The sequence below is a fragment of the Lentzea pudingi genome (genome assembly GCF_014646255.1).
Lineage (GTDB): Bacteria > Actinomycetota > Actinomycetes > Mycobacteriales > Pseudonocardiaceae > Lentzea > Lentzea pudingi.
Map to the genome: position 1 here is coordinate 54,259 of NZ_BMNC01000018.1, position 14,814 is coordinate 69,072.

The 14,814-nt window shown below is 69.4% G+C and carries 17 protein-coding genes and 2 pseudogenes; 12 read left to right on the top strand and 7 right to left on the bottom strand.

Going from position 1 to position 14,814, the window contains the following annotated elements:
* The first annotated feature begins 42 nt into the window (after positions 1–42).
* Entirely contained in the window at positions 43–408 is a 366-nt protein-coding gene (locus tag IEY88_RS37495; protein WP_229694124.1) for a DUF1801 domain-containing protein, read from the top strand.
* 11 nt (positions 409–419) lie between these two features.
* Positions 420–872, top strand: a pseudogene (gene rnhA / locus IEY88_RS37500) (ribonuclease HI); the annotation flags it as partial.
* A 346-nt stretch (positions 873–1,218) separates the two neighbouring features.
* Here the strand turns inward: rnhA and IEY88_RS37505 are convergent.
* Entirely contained in the window at positions 1,219–2,355 is a 1,137-nt protein-coding gene (locus IEY88_RS37505) for an aminotransferase-like domain-containing protein (RefSeq protein ID WP_189159673.1), read from the bottom strand.
* Positions 2,356–2,447: 92 nt separating this feature from the next.
* Between IEY88_RS37505 and IEY88_RS37510 the strand changes: the two genes are divergently transcribed.
* Positions 2,448–2,759 carry an ArsR/SmtB family transcription factor gene (locus tag IEY88_RS37510; protein ID WP_189159674.1) on the top strand — a complete coding sequence of 104 codons (312 nt, stop codon included), beginning with the start codon at positions 2,448–2,450 and terminating at the stop codon, positions 2,757–2,759.
* Between the two features lie 2 nt (positions 2,760–2,761).
* Positions 2,762–3,643, top strand: a complete 882-nt coding sequence (locus IEY88_RS37515) for an SRPBCC family protein (protein ID WP_229694125.1) — start codon at positions 2,762–2,764, stop codon at positions 3,641–3,643.
* Between the two features lie 48 nt (positions 3,644–3,691).
* On the opposite strand, the gene IEY88_RS37520 is transcribed toward IEY88_RS37515, so the two are convergent.
* Positions 3,692–5,284 (bottom strand): hypothetical protein, encoded by a 1,593-nt coding sequence (locus IEY88_RS37520; RefSeq protein ID WP_189159675.1) that lies wholly within the window; start codon positions 5,282–5,284, stop codon positions 3,692–3,694.
* A gap of 148 nt (positions 5,285–5,432) precedes the next feature.
* Positions 5,433–5,579: pseudogene (locus IEY88_RS37525) on the bottom strand (Y-family DNA polymerase); the annotation flags it as partial.
* Between the two features lie 10 nt (positions 5,580–5,589).
* Here IEY88_RS37525 and IEY88_RS37530 point away from each other — a divergent pair.
* The gene (locus tag IEY88_RS37530; protein ID WP_189159676.1) at positions 5,590–6,036 is read left to right on the top strand and encodes an NUDIX hydrolase; all 447 of its coding nucleotides are present in this window, start codon (positions 5,590–5,592) and stop codon (positions 6,034–6,036) included.
* On the opposite strand, the gene IEY88_RS37535 is transcribed toward IEY88_RS37530, so the two are convergent.
* Positions 6,023–7,153: an endonuclease gene (locus tag IEY88_RS37535; protein ID WP_229694126.1), complete on the bottom strand. Its 1,131-nt coding sequence runs from the start codon at positions 7,151–7,153 to the stop codon at positions 6,023–6,025. The genes IEY88_RS37530 and IEY88_RS37535 overlap by 14 nt on opposite strands.
* Positions 7,154–7,336: 183 nt before the next feature.
* Here IEY88_RS37535 and IEY88_RS37540 point away from each other — a divergent pair, with 183 nt between their 5' ends.
* Positions 7,337–7,483: a hypothetical protein gene (locus IEY88_RS37540; protein WP_189159678.1), complete on the top strand. Its 147-nt coding sequence runs from the start codon at positions 7,337–7,339 to the stop codon at positions 7,481–7,483.
* Positions 7,484–7,489: 6 nt separating this feature from the next.
* Here the strand turns inward: IEY88_RS37540 and IEY88_RS37545 are convergent, their stop codons facing one another.
* On the bottom strand, positions 7,490–7,993 hold the full coding sequence (locus IEY88_RS37545; RefSeq protein ID WP_189159679.1) for a DinB family protein: 504 nt from the start codon (positions 7,991–7,993) through the stop codon (positions 7,490–7,492).
* Between the two features lie 55 nt (positions 7,994–8,048).
* Here IEY88_RS37545 and IEY88_RS37550 point away from each other — a divergent pair, with 55 nt between their 5' ends.
* Genes IEY88_RS37550 through IEY88_RS37565 form a run of 4 tightly spaced genes read left to right on the top strand, consistent with a single transcriptional unit; the run spans position 8,049 to position 11,627 of the window.
* On the top strand, positions 8,049–9,191 hold the full coding sequence (locus IEY88_RS37550; protein ID WP_229694127.1) for a GNAT family N-acetyltransferase: 1,143 nt from the start codon (positions 8,049–8,051) through the stop codon (positions 9,189–9,191).
* Positions 9,192–9,230: 39 nt separating this feature from the next.
* The gene (locus tag IEY88_RS37555; RefSeq protein ID WP_189159681.1) at positions 9,231–9,896 is read left to right on the top strand and encodes a YqeB family protein; all 666 of its coding nucleotides are present in this window, start codon (positions 9,231–9,233) and stop codon (positions 9,894–9,896) included.
* A complete protein-coding gene (locus tag IEY88_RS37560) occupies positions 9,884–10,480 on the top strand; it encodes a TetR/AcrR family transcriptional regulator (protein ID WP_189159682.1) in 597 nt (198 codons plus the stop codon). Before IEY88_RS37555 ends, IEY88_RS37560 begins: the two co-directional genes overlap by 13 nt.
* A gap of 4 nt (positions 10,481–10,484) precedes the next feature.
* The gene (locus tag IEY88_RS37565; protein ID WP_189159683.1) at positions 10,485–11,627 is read left to right on the top strand and encodes a cysteine desulfurase-like protein; all 1,143 of its coding nucleotides are present in this window, start codon (positions 10,485–10,487) and stop codon (positions 11,625–11,627) included.
* Here IEY88_RS37565 and IEY88_RS37570 read toward each other — a convergent pair.
* Positions 11,620–13,233: a hypothetical protein gene (locus IEY88_RS37570; protein WP_189159684.1), complete on the bottom strand. Its 1,614-nt coding sequence runs from the start codon at positions 13,231–13,233 to the stop codon at positions 11,620–11,622. The two genes, IEY88_RS37565 and IEY88_RS37570, sit on opposite strands and share 8 nt — an antisense overlap.
* 83 nt (positions 13,234–13,316) lie before the next feature.
* On the opposite strand from IEY88_RS37570, the gene IEY88_RS37575 reads away from it, so the two are divergent.
* Both IEY88_RS37575 and IEY88_RS37580 read left to right on the top strand, forming a co-directional pair.
* Positions 13,317–13,502, top strand: a complete 186-nt coding sequence (locus IEY88_RS37575) for a hypothetical protein (protein WP_030476799.1) — start codon at positions 13,317–13,319, stop codon at positions 13,500–13,502.
* Positions 13,489–14,409, top strand: coding sequence for a YihY/virulence factor BrkB family protein (locus tag IEY88_RS37580; RefSeq protein WP_189159685.1), 921 nt, complete (start codon positions 13,489–13,491; stop codon positions 14,407–14,409). Before IEY88_RS37575 ends, IEY88_RS37580 begins: the two co-directional genes overlap by 14 nt.
* Here the strand turns inward: IEY88_RS37580 and IEY88_RS37585 are convergent.
* Positions 14,380–14,745 (bottom strand): hypothetical protein, encoded by a 366-nt coding sequence (locus IEY88_RS37585; RefSeq protein ID WP_189159686.1) that lies wholly within the window; start codon positions 14,743–14,745, stop codon positions 14,380–14,382. The genes IEY88_RS37580 and IEY88_RS37585 overlap by 30 nt on opposite strands.
* Positions 14,746–14,814 lie beyond the last annotated feature (69 nt).

The following is a 14,814-nucleotide window of genomic DNA, read 5'->3' on the forward strand; positions in this document are numbered from 1 at the left end:
AGAAACGGCGAGAGGCTGCGACACAGGGCTATGGACACACGCGTGGACGACTACATCGCCGGACTGCCGGACTGGCAGCAGGACATCTGCCGCGAGGTGCGCAGGCTCGTGCACGAGGCCGACCCGGACGTCGAGGAGACGATCAAGTTCACGAACCGGCCCTACTTCGTGCTGGACGGCAACGTCTGCGCGTTGCTCGGCACCAAGGACCACGTGAACGTGATGCTCTACGACAAGGCGATCGTGCCCGACCCGCACAACATCATCACGAGCGGTCACGGCAACAAGACCGCGCGCATGATCTCCGTGTACCGGGACCAGCCGATCAACGCGTCGGCGCTCGTCGAGATGTTCCGCCACATCATCGCGAACAACCGCCGCCGCAAGGGTGTCGGACCTCGTCGGTAGCCTCATGCCGCATGGAGGTCGAGATCTACACCGACGGTGCGTGCAGCCCCAATCCCGGGCCGGGCGGCTGGGGCGCCGTGCTGCGTTACGGCGCGCACGAGAAGGACATGTACGGCGGTGACATCGGCCCTACGACGAACAACCGCATGGAACTGATGGCGCCCATCATGGCGTTGGAGAGCCTCACGCGCGCGTCCACCGTGAACCTCTACACGGACAGCACGTACGTCCGGAACGGCATCACCTCGTGGGTGCACGGGTGGAAGGCGAACGGCTGGCTCACCAAGGCCCGCGAGCCGGTCAAGAACTCCGACCTGTGGCGTCGCCTGGAGGAGGCCGCGAACCGCCACGAGGTCGAGTGGCACTGGGTCAAGGGCCACGCGGGCCACCCGGAGAACGAGCGCGCCGACCGTCTCGCCGTGCGCGGCGTCGAAGAAGTAACGGGCCGCAAGACCGAACAGCCCGGCGCGAAGCCGAAGAAGGCCGCGAAACCCAAAGCACAGCCCCGTGAACTGAGCGGCGAACCGTGCGGAGCGCCCACGAAGAAGGGCACGCCCTGCCCGATCACAGCGGGGTCGAACGGCCTGTGCCACATCCACGACCCGGCGTTGCAGTGCGGTGCCACCACGAAGAAGGGCACACCCTGCAGCATCGCGACCGGCGGCGGCCGCTGCGAACACCACGAGAACGCGCTGGAACTCTTCGCGTAGCAACCGGAGAACCGGCCTAGCGTCGCCGCCATGCTTCCCGAATCCGCCCGGCAGGTGCTGGAGTCCAGGGCGGAGTCGGCCCCTGGGCCTCATAGCAGGCTCACAGCAGCACCTTCGCCAGCCGCGCCATGCCCTCCCTGATCTCCTCCACCGCGTTGCTGGTGAACGACATCCGCAACGTGGCGTGGTCCGGCGCGGTCGCGAAGAAGGCCGCACCGGGCACGAACGCGACGTCGTGCGACAAGGCGTCCTTGAGCAGCACGACGCTGTCCACGTCCCCGGGAAGCCGCAGCCACACGAACATCCCGCCGTCCGGGTCGCTCCACGTCGTCCCGGCGGGCATGGTGGCGGACAGCGCGGCGATCATCGCGTCGCGGCGGGCGCCGTACTCGACGCACAGGCGGGCGATGTGGGCGTCGAGGTCGTTGTGCGCCAGGTAGGCCGCCGCGGCTGCCTGGTCCACTGTGGACGTGTGGAGGTCGGCGGCCTGCTTCACGATCGTCAGCGTGCGCAGCAGGTCGGCCGGGGCCCGAAGCCAGCCCAGGCGCATGCCGGGGGCGCCGACCTTCGAGAAGCTGCCCAGGTAGATGGTCCTGTCGCTGACAGAGGCGACCGGCGGGACGGCGGAGCCGCGGTAGCGCAGTTCGCCGTACGGGTCGTCTTCGACGATCCACAGGTCATGAGCCGCGGCGATCTCCGCGATCTCCACGCGGCGTGACGCCGAGAGGGTGCGGCCGGTCGGGTTCGCGAACGTCGGCACCAGGTAGAGCAGGCCGGGCTTCTCCCGTGCCACGACGGACCTCAGCGACTCGGGGACCAGGCCGTCGGCGTCGCTCGCGACGGACACGATCCGGGCGCCGGTCATCCGGAAGCACTGCAGTGCGGCCAGGTACGTCGGTTCCTCGACTGCCACGACGGCTCCCGGGCCGAGCATCGCGGTGGCCACGAGGGCGAGCGCCTGCTGGGAGCCGGTGGTGATCAGGACGTCCGAAGTGGGCAGTCCGCGGCCGGTCAGGCGGGCCGAGACGAGGGCGCGCAGGTCCGCGTTCCCTTCCGTGGGCGCGTACTGCAGGACGGCGCGGTCTCGCAGGGCGAGGTCGTAGGCGGCGCGCACACCGTCCAGGTCGAACAGTTCGGGGGCGGGAAGGCCACCGGCGAACGAGATGACCTCGGGGCGGGAGGTGAGCGCGAGCAGGTCGCGCACCGGGGAACTGGCCACGGAGAGGGTGCGGTGCATGAACTTCACGTTAATCGGCGGCCATGGCCACGGAGGACGATTTTCCGTCGGCGGGGGTGGCGGTCATATGCCGATCTAGCTATATTGCTGGTATGGCATCTACGTTCGCCGTGCTGGCGGATCCGAGTCGCCGGGAGATCCTCGACCTGCTGCGTGAACGCGAGCGGCCGGTCGGCGACCTCGTCGACCGGCTGACACTCACCCAGCCGACCGTCTCGAAGCACCTCAGGGTGTTGCGCGAGGCCGGCCTGGTCGAGGTGCGCACCGACGCGCAGAAGCGCTGGTACCGGGTGTCGCCCGAGCCGCTGGCGGAGATCGACGCCTGGCTCGCGCCGTACCGGCGGATGTGGGAGAAGAGCCTCGACGCACTGGAACGCCGGCTCGACGAGATCGAAGGGGACTGACCGTGGACGCCGAACTGCGGATGATCGAGGGCAAGCCCGTGCTGCGCTTCGAGCGCACACTGCGGCACTCGCCGGAGAAGGTCTGGCGGGTCGTCACCGATCCGGCCGAGATGAAGCACTGGTTCCCGGCCGAGGTCGACGTCGACGGCCGCAGGATGCGCTTCACGTTCCCGGACGAGGCACCGGTGGACGCCGACGGCGGCGAGGGCGAACTGCTCGAGTCCGACCCGCCGAGGGTCTTCGCCTTCCGCTGGCTGAACGACGTGCTGCGCTTCGAGATCCTGCCGCGCGACGAGGGCTGCGTGCTGGTCTTCACCGCGGTCGTCACGAACAGGCTGTCGATCGGCCGCGACGCACCCGGCTGGGCCACGTGCCTGGACGCGCTGGTGGCCCACGCCGACGGCACGGAGTTCGAGCCGCCCGCGGAGTGGCTGCCGCGCATCGAGCACTACATCAGGCACTTCGGCCTCGACGAGGGCACCGACGAACCGCAGGGCGTGCGCTTCGAACGCGACCTGGTGTGGACGCCGCTGGACGACGTCTGGAAGCTCCTCACCGAGGGCGACGAGAGCGGCGTCCCGCTCCGTGCCGCGCATCCCGGCATCACACCGGGCGAGGTCACCAGGTCCGAGGCACCACACATGCTGGAGTACGAGTGGCTCCAGGACGGCGAACCGAAGGGCAAGGTGCGCTGGGAGTTCGACCACGTGCCGCTGCAGGGCACCACGGTCACGCTCGTCCAGGAGAACGCCCACGGCCCCGAGGCACTCGCGGCGTGGCACGTGCACCTGGAGCTGTTCTTCGCGGCCACGCAGGGCGAGATCCGCTGCCCGTGGCCAGAGGACCGCGAGAAGGAGCTGGCCGGACGCTACGCCGGACGCTGACGGGCGTCGCGGACGCGGCCGAACCGAGGTCCGGCCGCGTCTGGGGCGTCAGTCGTGCTGCACACGATCGATGAGGCAGGCCCAGTCAGGCATGCTCCGCCGGACCAGCCGTCTCGGTGTCCTCAGCTCGTGTTCCAGCACCGCTCGCCGCCGATCTCCCGGGTTCGGCGCGAGTTCCTCGAGCCGGTCGAGGTCGGCGGCGGTGAGGCGGACATCGGTCACCTTCGAGGCGTCGGACCTCGCGATCGTCCACCAGCAGGTGTCCGCGGCGTGCTCACAGCCCAGGCGCCGGAACGACTCCTCCGCGGCGAGGAGGTCGCGCAGCGCCGCGGCCTTCTCCCTCGTGGCGAAGAGCAGGTCCGCTCGCACCTGGCACGACTTGGCCACCACCTCGGGGAACTCCGCGGCGGCGATGACGCCCGAGACCAATTCCTTGCCCTCGTTGTACTTCTTGTCGGCTAGGCACAACCGCGCCTGCAGCACCGCGAGCCAGTGGTAGGGCTCGGTTCCCGGTGTCAGCACGGTCTCGGCAACCTGCGCCTGCCGGACCGCCGCCGCGAGCTCGTCGGGGCAGCGCGTCGACTCGTACCGGAGCAGTCGCAGCTCCGCGTGCAGCGAGGCGCACACCCCGAGCTCCTCGCTGGTCGGGCCTCCGACCGGGCGGAACAGGTCCTTCGCGATCATCAGCAGGTGCTCGCACTTGCCGAGGAAGTAGATGCGGTCGTACCCGACCGCCTCGGCGGCCTGGTGCAGGAACACCCTGGCCTCGGCGCGCTTGCCCCTCGCGGCGGTCTTCAGGTCCCGGCACTTCTCCGCGATGTGGGTGCCATCCTGGGCCATCAGGATCGCCTCGCTGAAACGGTGCTCGCGCAGCAGGTGCCACGCCTGCCCCGCGACGAGCACCTTCGCCTTCAGCTCTTCGTCGCCTCTCACCCGGGGCCCGGACGCCAGTGTCCGCAGGCACACCTCCGACAGGCGCCGGACCAATCCGACGTCACCACGCGCCTTGGCCACGGCCGCCACCGACTCGAACCCCCTGACCAGTTCGAAGTCGCCGGTGCCGCCCTCCACCAGCTCACGGGCCAGCAGGTACGCCTTGTCCGAGAAGAGCGGCTCGGCCTGCAGGTCGCTCAGGACCGCCCGAGTGCGGTACACCTCGTCGCACTCCTGCACAGCGACCGGCGGGCGGCCGCCGCAGTCCTCCTCAAGCGCTTTGAGACTCCGCACCAGTGCCTCCTCCCCGTCGCACGTGCCTGGATCGAACCGATGGGCCACGAGCTGTTGCAGCACGGCCGGCAGCGAGTTCATCTCGATCCCCGGCGGCACGACCACGACCACCGGGCACCTGTCCGCTCCCACGTGGTGGTAGAGCTTCTGCCGGATCAGGCCCAACTCGTAGCGAACACCCAGGCGTTCCATGAAGTCGTTGGACCGCAACGCTTCCAGGTACGACTCCGACACGATGACCACCACGATCCGTTCCCGCACCGCGTTCTCCATCCAGGCCTGGATGGACATCGGGTGGGAGGAGCTGAGGTCGGCGTCCCAGAGCACGTCGAAACCGTGTCTGCGCAACACTTCGACCACCGGACCGGCGATCTGTCCTCCGTCGCTACAGCTGTAGCTAGCGAATATGCCCATCTCGGCGACCTCCCCCGTCTCGCGCGCAGGGGGTGAGGGGAAAGATGGGATTTCTGGTGCTGCCGTCCATGGTGTGCCTCCTGGGGACCGGGTCGACGAACAGATCCGTGCTGGATCAGTGCGGCGAGGACCAATCACCTGAAGGGGACCACGACGCGGTGGCCACGACCGCGCGTTCGGTCGGGTCGCCGTTGCCGCCCACCACCACGGGCCTGCCGCGCAACGACGGATCGCGCAGCACCTCGACCGCCGCGATGAACTGGTCGAGGTCCACGTGCAGGACCCAGTCCGCCATGCTGGACAGTATGAAACGGTCCGCCGGAATCCTCCTGTTCAGACGAACCACCGAGCTCGAGGTGCTGCTGGGGCACATGGGCGGCCCGTTCTGGGCCCGCAAGGACGCCGGGGCGTGGTCGGTGCCCAAGGGCGAGTACACCGACGACGAGACGCCCGAGGCGGCCGCGCGCAGGGAGTTCGAGGAGGAGCTCGGGCTGCCGGTGCCGGAGGGCGAGCTGATCGAGCTCGGCGAGGCCAAGGGCTCGGGCAAGGTCATCACGGTCTGGGCGCTCGAGGGCGACCTGGACCCGGAGACGGTCACGCCGGGCACGTTCGAGATGGAGTGGCCGCCGAAGTCGGGTCAGCGCAGGACGTTCCCCGAGGTCGACCGCGTGCGGTGGTTCAGCGTGGAGGAGGCGAGCGCGAAGATCGTCTCCGCGCAGCGCCCCTTCCTCGAACGGCTCACGGCCAGATAGCGGCGACCCACTCCGGGTGGTCGATGAACGGGTTGCGGTTGTGCTGGTAGTTGCTGAAGATCAGGTCGTTGCGGCGCTTCTCGAACGCGTCCGGCGGGTCTCCGGCGCTCCACTGCTTGAGGACCGAGAGCTTGCCGATGTAGGGCTGCGAGCCGTTGGACACCGAGTTGTTGATCTCCAGGTTGACGTAGCCGTCGTTGCCCTCGTAGCGCACGGCCATGTAGAAGATCATCCGCGCGACGTCGCCCTTCACCGCGGCGCGCGGCTCGAACGAGTCGCCGTCCGCGAGGCTGCCGCCTCCCTGGCTGACCGCCGAACCGCCGTTGTCGAAGTCCAGGTTGCCGCGGGCGGCGTTGACCGACACGTCCTCGGGCCGCAGGTGGTGGATGTCGGTGCCGGGACCGGTGGCCGTGCCGAAGTCACCGTGCGACTTGGCCCAGACGTGCTCGCGGTTCCACTGGTCGGCGCCGCCGCCGTTCGCCGACTTCGGCAGCGACAGGCCGCTGTAGAGGAGCTTGACGTTGCTCGCGTTGCCCGGGTCCTGGTCGGTGACCTTCAGCGCGTCCCAGACCTGGTCGTAGTTCAGCTTGGTCTGGGTGCGGACGATGCCGTTCAACGCCGACTTCAACGCCGCGCCGCTCTTGCCGCAGGCCGCCGTGTAGTAGCTCTCGCACGTCGACGACCCCGTAGTGGTCGTCGTGGGCGGGGCCGTCGTGGTCGAGGTCGGTGTCGTGCCGGCGAACGCGAACGCCGTGGACGAGGTCAGGCCGGGGTGCGAGAAGTACGCGCTCAGGGAGCCGGTCACGTCGATCTGCCTGCCCAGCAGCGACGGGTTCGACCTCAGGCCCCATGCCGCGCGGAACGACGACGGGATCTGCACGTAGACCATGCTCGACGTGCTGGTCGTCGATGCCGAGTCGGCGAGTGCCAACGCGTAGTCGTTCGGATAACCCGAACGGATGACAGTCGTCGTGGCAGTGGGTTGGCCGACGACATACCCGCGCACCGTCGCCGACGACCCGTTCTGGGTCGCGACCGCCTGCGCGACCGTGAGCGGAGCTGCTGCGACAGCGGCGGTCGACCCGTACAGGCCGACCGCCGCCAACAAAACGGCCACTAAAGCAAGTGGACTCCACCGCGCCATGAGCACTCCCCGATCGTGTGGATGTTTCGCACACGATCGGTGTACATGGTCAACGCTTGGTTAACGAGGGATCACGGCAGCAGGACGACCTCGCCCGTGGTGCGCCCAGACCCGACCAGCTCGTGGGCCTTCGCGGGCCCCCGCCAATGGCACCGCGTGGTCGATCCGCACCTCGAGCTGCGACAACGCGGCGAGATCAGCGCCGGGCGCGGTGACACCCAGGAACAACTCGAACCGGATGCCGAGGGCGGAAGCTCGGTCAACGTCAAAACCTGGGACGCCGGGGATGAAGCTGACACTTGAAAGTGCCTAGCCCTCCCTCAGGTACAGGTCGCGGAGCAGCGCGATCTCCGCGAGGTGGTGGATCACCTCACGGTTGATGTGCAGCACGAGAGTCGCCATCGGCTCTTCGGCGAACGGCCCCTCCGCCGGACCGACCGCAAGAGAGAGGTCCGCCTTGCGCGCGCCAGCCATCCACGCCTCGTACGCGTCGTCCAGCTGCTGCAGCGCCTCATCGGCGGTCATCGCGTACTGCCACGTGGCGTGATCGGCGGGCGGACCACCGAAGTGCGACGCCGTGCGCATGTTCAACACGCCCACGATGATGTGCGCCATCCGCCACGCGATCGTGGTGACCGGCGTGGGCTCCGGCGCCGGGTACTGCCAGTCGATCGAGTTGTCCTTGCGGATCGTCCACGCGTCCGGGACGGGCTCCCAGAAGTACTCGTCGTCCGTCAGGCCGTCGAGCCGCGGCCGTGCCTGCACGTTCCAGTGGAACTCGAGCTGGTCCGTCAACTGCTTGTTCCAGTCCATGCCGGTGACCGTAAATCCGTTTGCGGACAACCACCGCCCTGGAAACACTCCGGCTGTGGACATTCGCACCTCGCGCCCCGAGGACGTGGACCAGGTCGCGGGTCTGGTGGTCGCGCGCATGGACCCCAGCGACGGCGACGACGCCCGCCTGCTGATGACCGACCCGGACGCGGGCTGCGACTGGGTCGGGGTCGCCGCCGACGGAGACCGGATCGTCTCCACGGTCACGCTGATGGACGAGACCGTGACGCTCGCTGGCCTCGACATCCCGGCGGGCCAGCTCGAACAGGTCGCCACGGACACCGAGTACGAGGGCAGGGGCCTCGTGCGGCAGCTGATCGGCTGGGCGCACGACAGGTCCGCCGAACGCGGCCACCTGCTGCAGCTCGTGATGGGCGTCCCGTACTTCTACCGCCAGTTCGGCTACTCCTACTCGATCCCGGTGAAGCAGACCCGTGCGCTGACCGAGGTCCCGGCACCCGTCGCGGGGCACACGATCCGGCGGGCGACCGAGGCCGACGTCCCGGTGCTCCAGCGCCTGCAGGACGACGCCCAGCGCGGCGCGGACCTGCGGATGGGCCACACCACGCGGTGCTGGCGCTGGCTGATCCACCGCACCGGCTCGATCACGTGGATCGTCGACCGCGACGGCACACCGGTCGCCACGGGCCGCAGCACGCCCGAGGAGGCGGGCGACGTCGTGCTCGGCGAGATCGCGGGCGTCGATGACGACGCGGTGCGGGCGTTGGTGGCGCTGGTGAACCCGGCCCAGGTCGGCGAACGCCACCCGGTGCTGGAACCACTGCTGGCCGGCCGCGCCCCGGAACTGGACCAGTACATGCTGCGCATCCCGGACGTCCCGAGGCTGTTCGAGCACCTGCGTCCGGTCTTCACCCGGCGCCTGAGCGGCCACGAACCCGTCGACGTGGTGCTGGGCTTCTTCCGCACGCACGTCCGCTTCCACTGGGACGGCGAGCGGATCGGCCCGTACGAGTGGGGCGGCACCCTGCTCGGCCCCGGCTCGCTGGGCGGCGCGGGGATCGCCCCGGACCTGCTGGCACCGCTGCTGTTCGGCCCGCACGGCATGGACGGCCTGCGCCGCATCTACTCCGACATCTACCCCGGCCCGAGGACCGAGCTGATGACCAGGCTGTTTCCGCCGGTCAGCAGCGACCTAATCACCTTCTACCTGCCGTAACCCAGAATAAACCGAGCGCTCGGTCTAGTATTGGACCCCATGACGACTGTGCAGGAGGCCGCGGCGGTCCGGTACGGCATCTGGGTCGCGTGCCCGGCCGCTGGAGCCGCCATGGCGTGGGGGCTCAAGCTGGCGGCCGGGTGGATCACGACGCTGGGCTGGTTCCCGTTCCAGGGCGTGTTCGAGCTGGTCACGGAGATGCCGGAGCCGTGGGCGACGCTCGCCGCCATCACGGTCGGCGCCGTCGCGGGCTTCGTGTTCGCGCTGTTCTGGGCGAGCGAGATGATGTCGGTCGAGGTCTCCCACGCGCGGGTCACGCTGCGCAGGGACGACAAGACGTTCGGCTTCGGCCGCGACGAGGTCGAGTCGGTGTTCGCGGACGGCAAGCAGCTCGTGCTGCTCTCCCCGGCGGGCGCCGAGCTCGTCCGCGAGAAGTCCGACCTGAGCCGGGCGAGGCTCGAGCAGGCCTTCACCGGGCAGGGCTACCGGTGGCGCGCGGCGGACCCGTTCGCCGGTGAGTTCCGGATGTGGATCGAGCACGCGCCGGACCTGCCCGCGGACGTGAACGCGCTGTTCACGGCGCGCCGGAAGGCCATCTCGAGGTACGAGACGGAGGAGGCCGCAGAATTGGCGCGGGAGATCCGCAAACGCGGCGTCTCCGTGCGGGACGAGAAGAAGAGGCAGTACTACAGGTGCGCACGGTAGATCCGGTCAAGCACGCGGAGAAGAAGCGGCACATCACCGACACCGCGACGGGGTTGTTCGCCCGGAAGGGCTTCGAACGCACGACCGTCGCGGACATCTGCAAGGCCGCGGACATCAGCACCGGCAGCCTGTTCCACTACTTCCCCACCAAGCGCGCGATCTTCCGCGAGATCTTCGTGCAGGACGCCGACGACAACGCGGCCATGTTCGCCAGAGCGCGCGAGCTCAGCCCGTGGGACGGCGTCCTGCTCATGGTCGACCATCTGTGCGCGCCCGCACTGGACCGATCCGTGGCCGGGCTCGTGCTGGAGGTCGTGGCGCAGGCCAGCCGCGACGCGGAGCTGTGGGAACTGGTCGGCCGCAACGAGCAGGTCGTGCGCGACGAGCTGGCCGTCCTGCTCCAGCAGGCGCACGACCAGGGCCAGATCACCCTCCCGGTGAGTGCGGTGCACGCCGCGACCTGGGCGCAGGGACTGGTCGACGGCCTCTTCGGCAGGCTGATCGACCCGGACTTCGACGCGAACGAACAGGTGAGCACCCTCCGGTTGATCCTTTCCCGATTCGTGGGTGCTCCAGCACCATGAGGGCATGGCTTACGACGTCGCTGCGGTCCGCGCCCACTTCCCCGCGTTGCGCGAGGGTGCCGCGCACTTCGACGGACCGGGCGGCGCCCAGGTGCCCGACGTCGTCGCCGAGGCGGTCAGGAACACGCTGACCTCGGCGATCTCCAACCGCGGCAGCGTCACGGCCTCCGAACGCAGGGCCGAGGAGGTCGTGCGGACCGCCCGGCGCACGATGGCGGAGTTCCTCAACGCCGGCAGCATCGTGTTCGGCCGCAGCATGACCCAGCTGACCTACGACTTCGCCCGCACGCTGTCGAAGAACTGGCGGCCGGGCGACGAGATCATCGTGACCAGGATGGACCACGACGCGAACATCAGGCCGTGGGTGCAGGCCGCCGAGGCTGCCCGCGCCACGGTGCGATGGGCGCCGTTCGACCGCACGACCGGTGAGCTGCCCGTCGAGTCGGTGACGAAGCTGCTGTCCGACCGCACCCGCGTCGTCGCGATCACGGCCGCGTCGAACCTGCTCGGCACCCGTCCGAACGTCGCCGAGATCGCACGGGCGGCGCACGAGATGGCGGCGTTCGTGTACGTCGACGGCGTGCACTACACACCGCACGTACCGGTGGACGTCGAGGCGTTGGACGCCGATTTCTTCGTGTGCTCGCCGTACAAGTTCCTCGGCCCGCACCTCGGCGTCCTGGCGGCGGCTCCCGAGCTGCTGGAGACGTTGCGGCCGGACAAGCTGCTGCCGTCGAGCAACGCCGTGCCGGAGCGGTTCGAGCTGGGCACGTTGCCGTACGAGCTGCTGGCCGGGACGACCGCCGCGGTCGAGTTCATGCGCTCGCTGGAAGGCCTGGAGGAGTACGAACTGGGCCTGCGCGAGAAGATGGAGAGCGGCCTGCGGGAACTGGGTGCGCGCATCTACAGCAAGGCCTCGTCGCGCACGCCGACCGTGCTGTTCTCCGTCGACGGGCTGGACCCGGCCGAGGTCTACCGCCGGCTCGGGGCCGAGGGCGTGAACGCGCCCGCCGGCCACTTCTACGCGCTGGAGTGCTCGCGGTGGCTCGGTCTGGGCGACAGGGGCGCCGTGCGCGCGGGCATCGGGCCGTACACCGACGAGTCCGATGTGGACCGTCTGCTCAAGGCCGTGGCGAAGCTCAGATGAACAGGACCAGCGCGGCGTAGACCGCACCGGCGAGGACGCTGATGTTGAGCCTGCGCGTCACACGTTCGCCGGAGTGCTCGGCGATCAACGAACGGGCGCGGGCCCACATGAGCTTCTCGCCCGCCTCGTCGTCCGGCAGGTGCGGTGTCGTGAGGACGTCGCCGTGCGGGCCGAACGCGAGCATCAGCTGGGGTCCGGACCGGCGCACGCCGTGCAGCAGCGCCCACGGCACGCGGTAGGTGAAGATGCCGGTGTAGAGCACGACCGAGTTGTGGTCGAGACGCAGCATCGGCTGGAACCGCGTGACCGCCGACAGCACGCACTGCACGCCGATCAGGCCGAGCACGATCAGCTCCGGGTAGTACTTCAACGCGACCAGCGCTCCGGCGGCGCCGAGCAGCAGCGCCGCACCCTCGACCCGCCGCCGGTCGCCCGGCCAGATCGCGTGCGGCAGCTCGACCGGCGTGCCCGCGGTGACCGGCACTCCCGGCAGGTGTGCACTGTGGACGGTGTGGCGCGGGCGGACGCGGCTCAGCGTGCTCGTCGCCACGACCTCGCCCTCGACCAGCAACGCCACCTGCCCGCCGTGGTGCCACTCCCCCGCGACGAGGACCTCGACGGGGTCGTGCCGCAGCGGCGGGTCCTCCTCGCCGCGCCACACCCGGCCGAACTGCTCGGTGTCGTGGTAGAGCGGTTCCTCCAGCCCCAGATCGACGAGCGTGGTGACCGTCGCGACGTCCTTCTTGCCGTGCCGCAACAGGATCCGCCGCGGCCCGATCTGGTGGGCCTGCACCCGGATCGCCTTCACCGGGCCCGACCACAACGCGCGGCGGCGGCGTTCCCGTGCGGCCAGCATGATCGCGAAGAACACGGCGGAGCCACCGATGATCAGCAACCAGGTGACGTTCTCGGGCTCGTTCTCCATCCGCACCCACGTGCCGTCCGCGAGCACCGGCACGCCGTCGCCGACGTGGTAGGTCTCCGGCGCGAGCGGCTGGAACGCCGTGCGCTGCCGGTCCGGCAGCTCCACCCACACCTCGCCGGTGTTCTTGATCTCGACGACCTCGGCCTCGACGCGGCTGGCTTTCGCGACGTGCTGCTCGATCTCGTCGTTGATGAGGCTGTACTGCACGAACGTCAGGAACCCGAACACGACCAGCAGCACGGCGACCACGCGCAGGACCCCGCGCTGCGGCGGCAGGTCCGGCAGTGAGACGAGCGCCGAGCCCGCGGTCTCGTGCTGGTCCGCGCGCGACCTGACCGTCCACGCCGCCACCAGCGCACAGGCTGCGGCGTGCAGCCCGAACGCCGTGTTCGCCACCGCGCTGCTGTCGAGCGCTATGTCCATCGCACCGAACAGCACGCCCATCGCGCACCCCGTGAGCACGCGGTTGAACACCAGCAGCAACGGCGTCGCCAGCAACGGCACGACCGCGAGGGAGAACAACGGGTCCGGCAGGCACGGCTGCGCGGTCGTGCACGGCGCCTCGTTCGCGCTCAGGGCGAAGTAGAAGGCGGCGATCCACCCACCGACGAGGCCGACCTTCGTCACCCACCACGGAACGGCGGCTGCTTGCCAGCGCTGGACGTCCACGGGACCGATCATGGCACGTCCATTGCTCCGAACGGCGTGATTCCCCCGTGAACAAGTGGGTATCCGCCCGTCACCCAATACGGAGGTGGACACAAATGCTGGCCATCATCGCCGCAGTCTCGTTCGGCTTAGCGCTGATCCTGGACCTGGCCAAGGCAGCGCTCGGTGAGGTGATCACCGTGAACACGCTGGTCGTGCTCGGTCTGTTGCTGCTCGCGTTGCACCTCGCCGGTGTCGGTACCGGCACCCGGTCGTTCGGCTGGCGCCGTGCCCGCAGGTAAGGACGTCAAAGGCCCCACCAGGCTGTCGAAGGGCGCCTGGTGGGGCGTTCTCAAGCGGACAGTCAAAGAGTTCAACGACGACAACCTGACGGACTGGGCGGCCGCGCTCACCTACTACGCGGTGCTGTCGCTGTTCCCCGGGATCATCGTGCTGACGTCCGTGCTCGCGCTGCTCGGCGACACGACGACGCAGGAGCTCCTGAAGTACGTCGACCAGGTCGCCCCCGGCGAGGCCGGCAACCTGGTGAAGTCGTCCATCGAGGAGTTGCAGAAGAGCCAGGACGCCGCCAGTCTGCTGGGCATCGTCGGTCTGCTGACCGCGCTCTGGACGGCCTCGGGCTACCTCGGTGCGTTCATGCGGGCGTGCAACGCCGTGTACGACGTCGAGGAAGGCCGGCCGTTCTGGAAGACCGTGCCGTTGCGTCTCGTGCTGACGCTCGGCTCGGTGGTGCTGGTGTCGCTCACGCTCGGCGCGCTCGTGCTCACCGGCGGGATAGCGGACAAGGTCGGCGAGGCCATCGGGCTCGGCGACACCGTGGTCACCGTCTGGGACATCGCGAAGTGGCCGATCATCCTGCTGCTCGTGAGCCTGGCGTTCGCGATCCTGTACTGGGCGGCGCCGAACGTCCGGCAGCCCGGCTTCCGCTGGGTCTCCCCCGGCAGCCTGCTCGCGATCGTGCTGTGGGCGCTCGCCACCGTCGGTTTCGCGATCTACGTGGCGAACTTCGCGTCGTACAACAAGACCTACGGCTCGCTCGGTGGCGTGATCGTCTTCCTGGTGTGGCTGTGGATCTCGAACATCGCCGTGCTGCTCGGCGCCGAGTTCGACGCGGAACTGGAACGCGGCAGGCGGATGGCGGAGGGTGAGAAGGACCCGTCACCCGAGCCGCGTGATCTCCCCGGGTAGCTCGGCCTCGACCGCGGTCCACACGCCGTCCGGCCCGGCCTCGACGCGTTCGCTCGTGTCACCGGGGACGAGCACCCACAGCTGGTCCTTCTCGGACAACCAGACGACGCCGATGCCGTCCGCGCGGGAGCTCGTCGCGTACTCGTAGGACTTGCGGAACACGTCACCGCCGTTGCGGTCGGTCACCCGCACCTCGCTCGCGCTCTCGGCGTGCGCGACGAACTTCCCGCTGGGTGACTGCTTGGGCGCGCCGGGCCGGGCGAACCGGTCCTCGCGGTCGCCGCCGCAGCCGGTGACGACGAGGAGGAGGGCGACGAGTGCGGCCAGGACCCTCATGGCAGCTCGAAGGCGCTGGGACGGGAATTGCCGTGCGTCATACCGCCAAAGGTAGCTAGCGTGATCGTC

What these genes read in the sequence shown, in the direction of transcription:
- IEY88_RS37505 (WP_189159673.1), bottom strand. Translation starts at nt 2,355, where the DNA reads ATGCACCGCACCCTCTCCGTGGCCAGTTCCCCGGTGCGCGACCTGCTC.
- IEY88_RS37510 (WP_189159674.1), top strand. Translation starts at nt 2,448, where the DNA reads ATGGCATCTACGTTCGCCGTGCTGGCGGATCCGAGTCGCCGGGAGATC.
- IEY88_RS37520 (WP_189159675.1), bottom strand. Translation starts at nt 5,284, where the DNA reads ATGGGCATATTCGCTAGCTACAGCTGTAGCGACGGAGGACAGATCGCC.
- IEY88_RS37530 (WP_189159676.1), top strand. Translation starts at nt 5,590, where the DNA reads ATGAAACGGTCCGCCGGAATCCTCCTGTTCAGACGAACCACCGAGCTC.
- IEY88_RS37545 (WP_189159679.1), bottom strand. Translation starts at nt 7,993, where the DNA reads ATGGACTGGAACAAGCAGTTGACGGACCAGCTCGAGTTCCACTGGAAC.
- IEY88_RS37555 (WP_189159681.1), top strand. Translation starts at nt 9,231, where the DNA reads ATGACGACTGTGCAGGAGGCCGCGGCGGTCCGGTACGGCATCTGGGTC.
- IEY88_RS37565 (WP_189159683.1), top strand. Translation starts at nt 10,485, where the DNA reads ATGGCTTACGACGTCGCTGCGGTCCGCGCCCACTTCCCCGCGTTGCGC.
- IEY88_RS37570 (WP_189159684.1), bottom strand. Translation starts at nt 13,233, where the DNA reads ATGATCGGTCCCGTGGACGTCCAGCGCTGGCAAGCAGCCGCCGTTCCG.
- IEY88_RS37575 (WP_030476799.1), top strand. Translation starts at nt 13,317, where the DNA reads ATGCTGGCCATCATCGCCGCAGTCTCGTTCGGCTTAGCGCTGATCCTG.
- IEY88_RS37585 (WP_189159686.1), bottom strand. Translation starts at nt 14,745, where the DNA reads ATGAGGGTCCTGGCCGCACTCGTCGCCCTCCTCCTCGTCGTCACCGGC.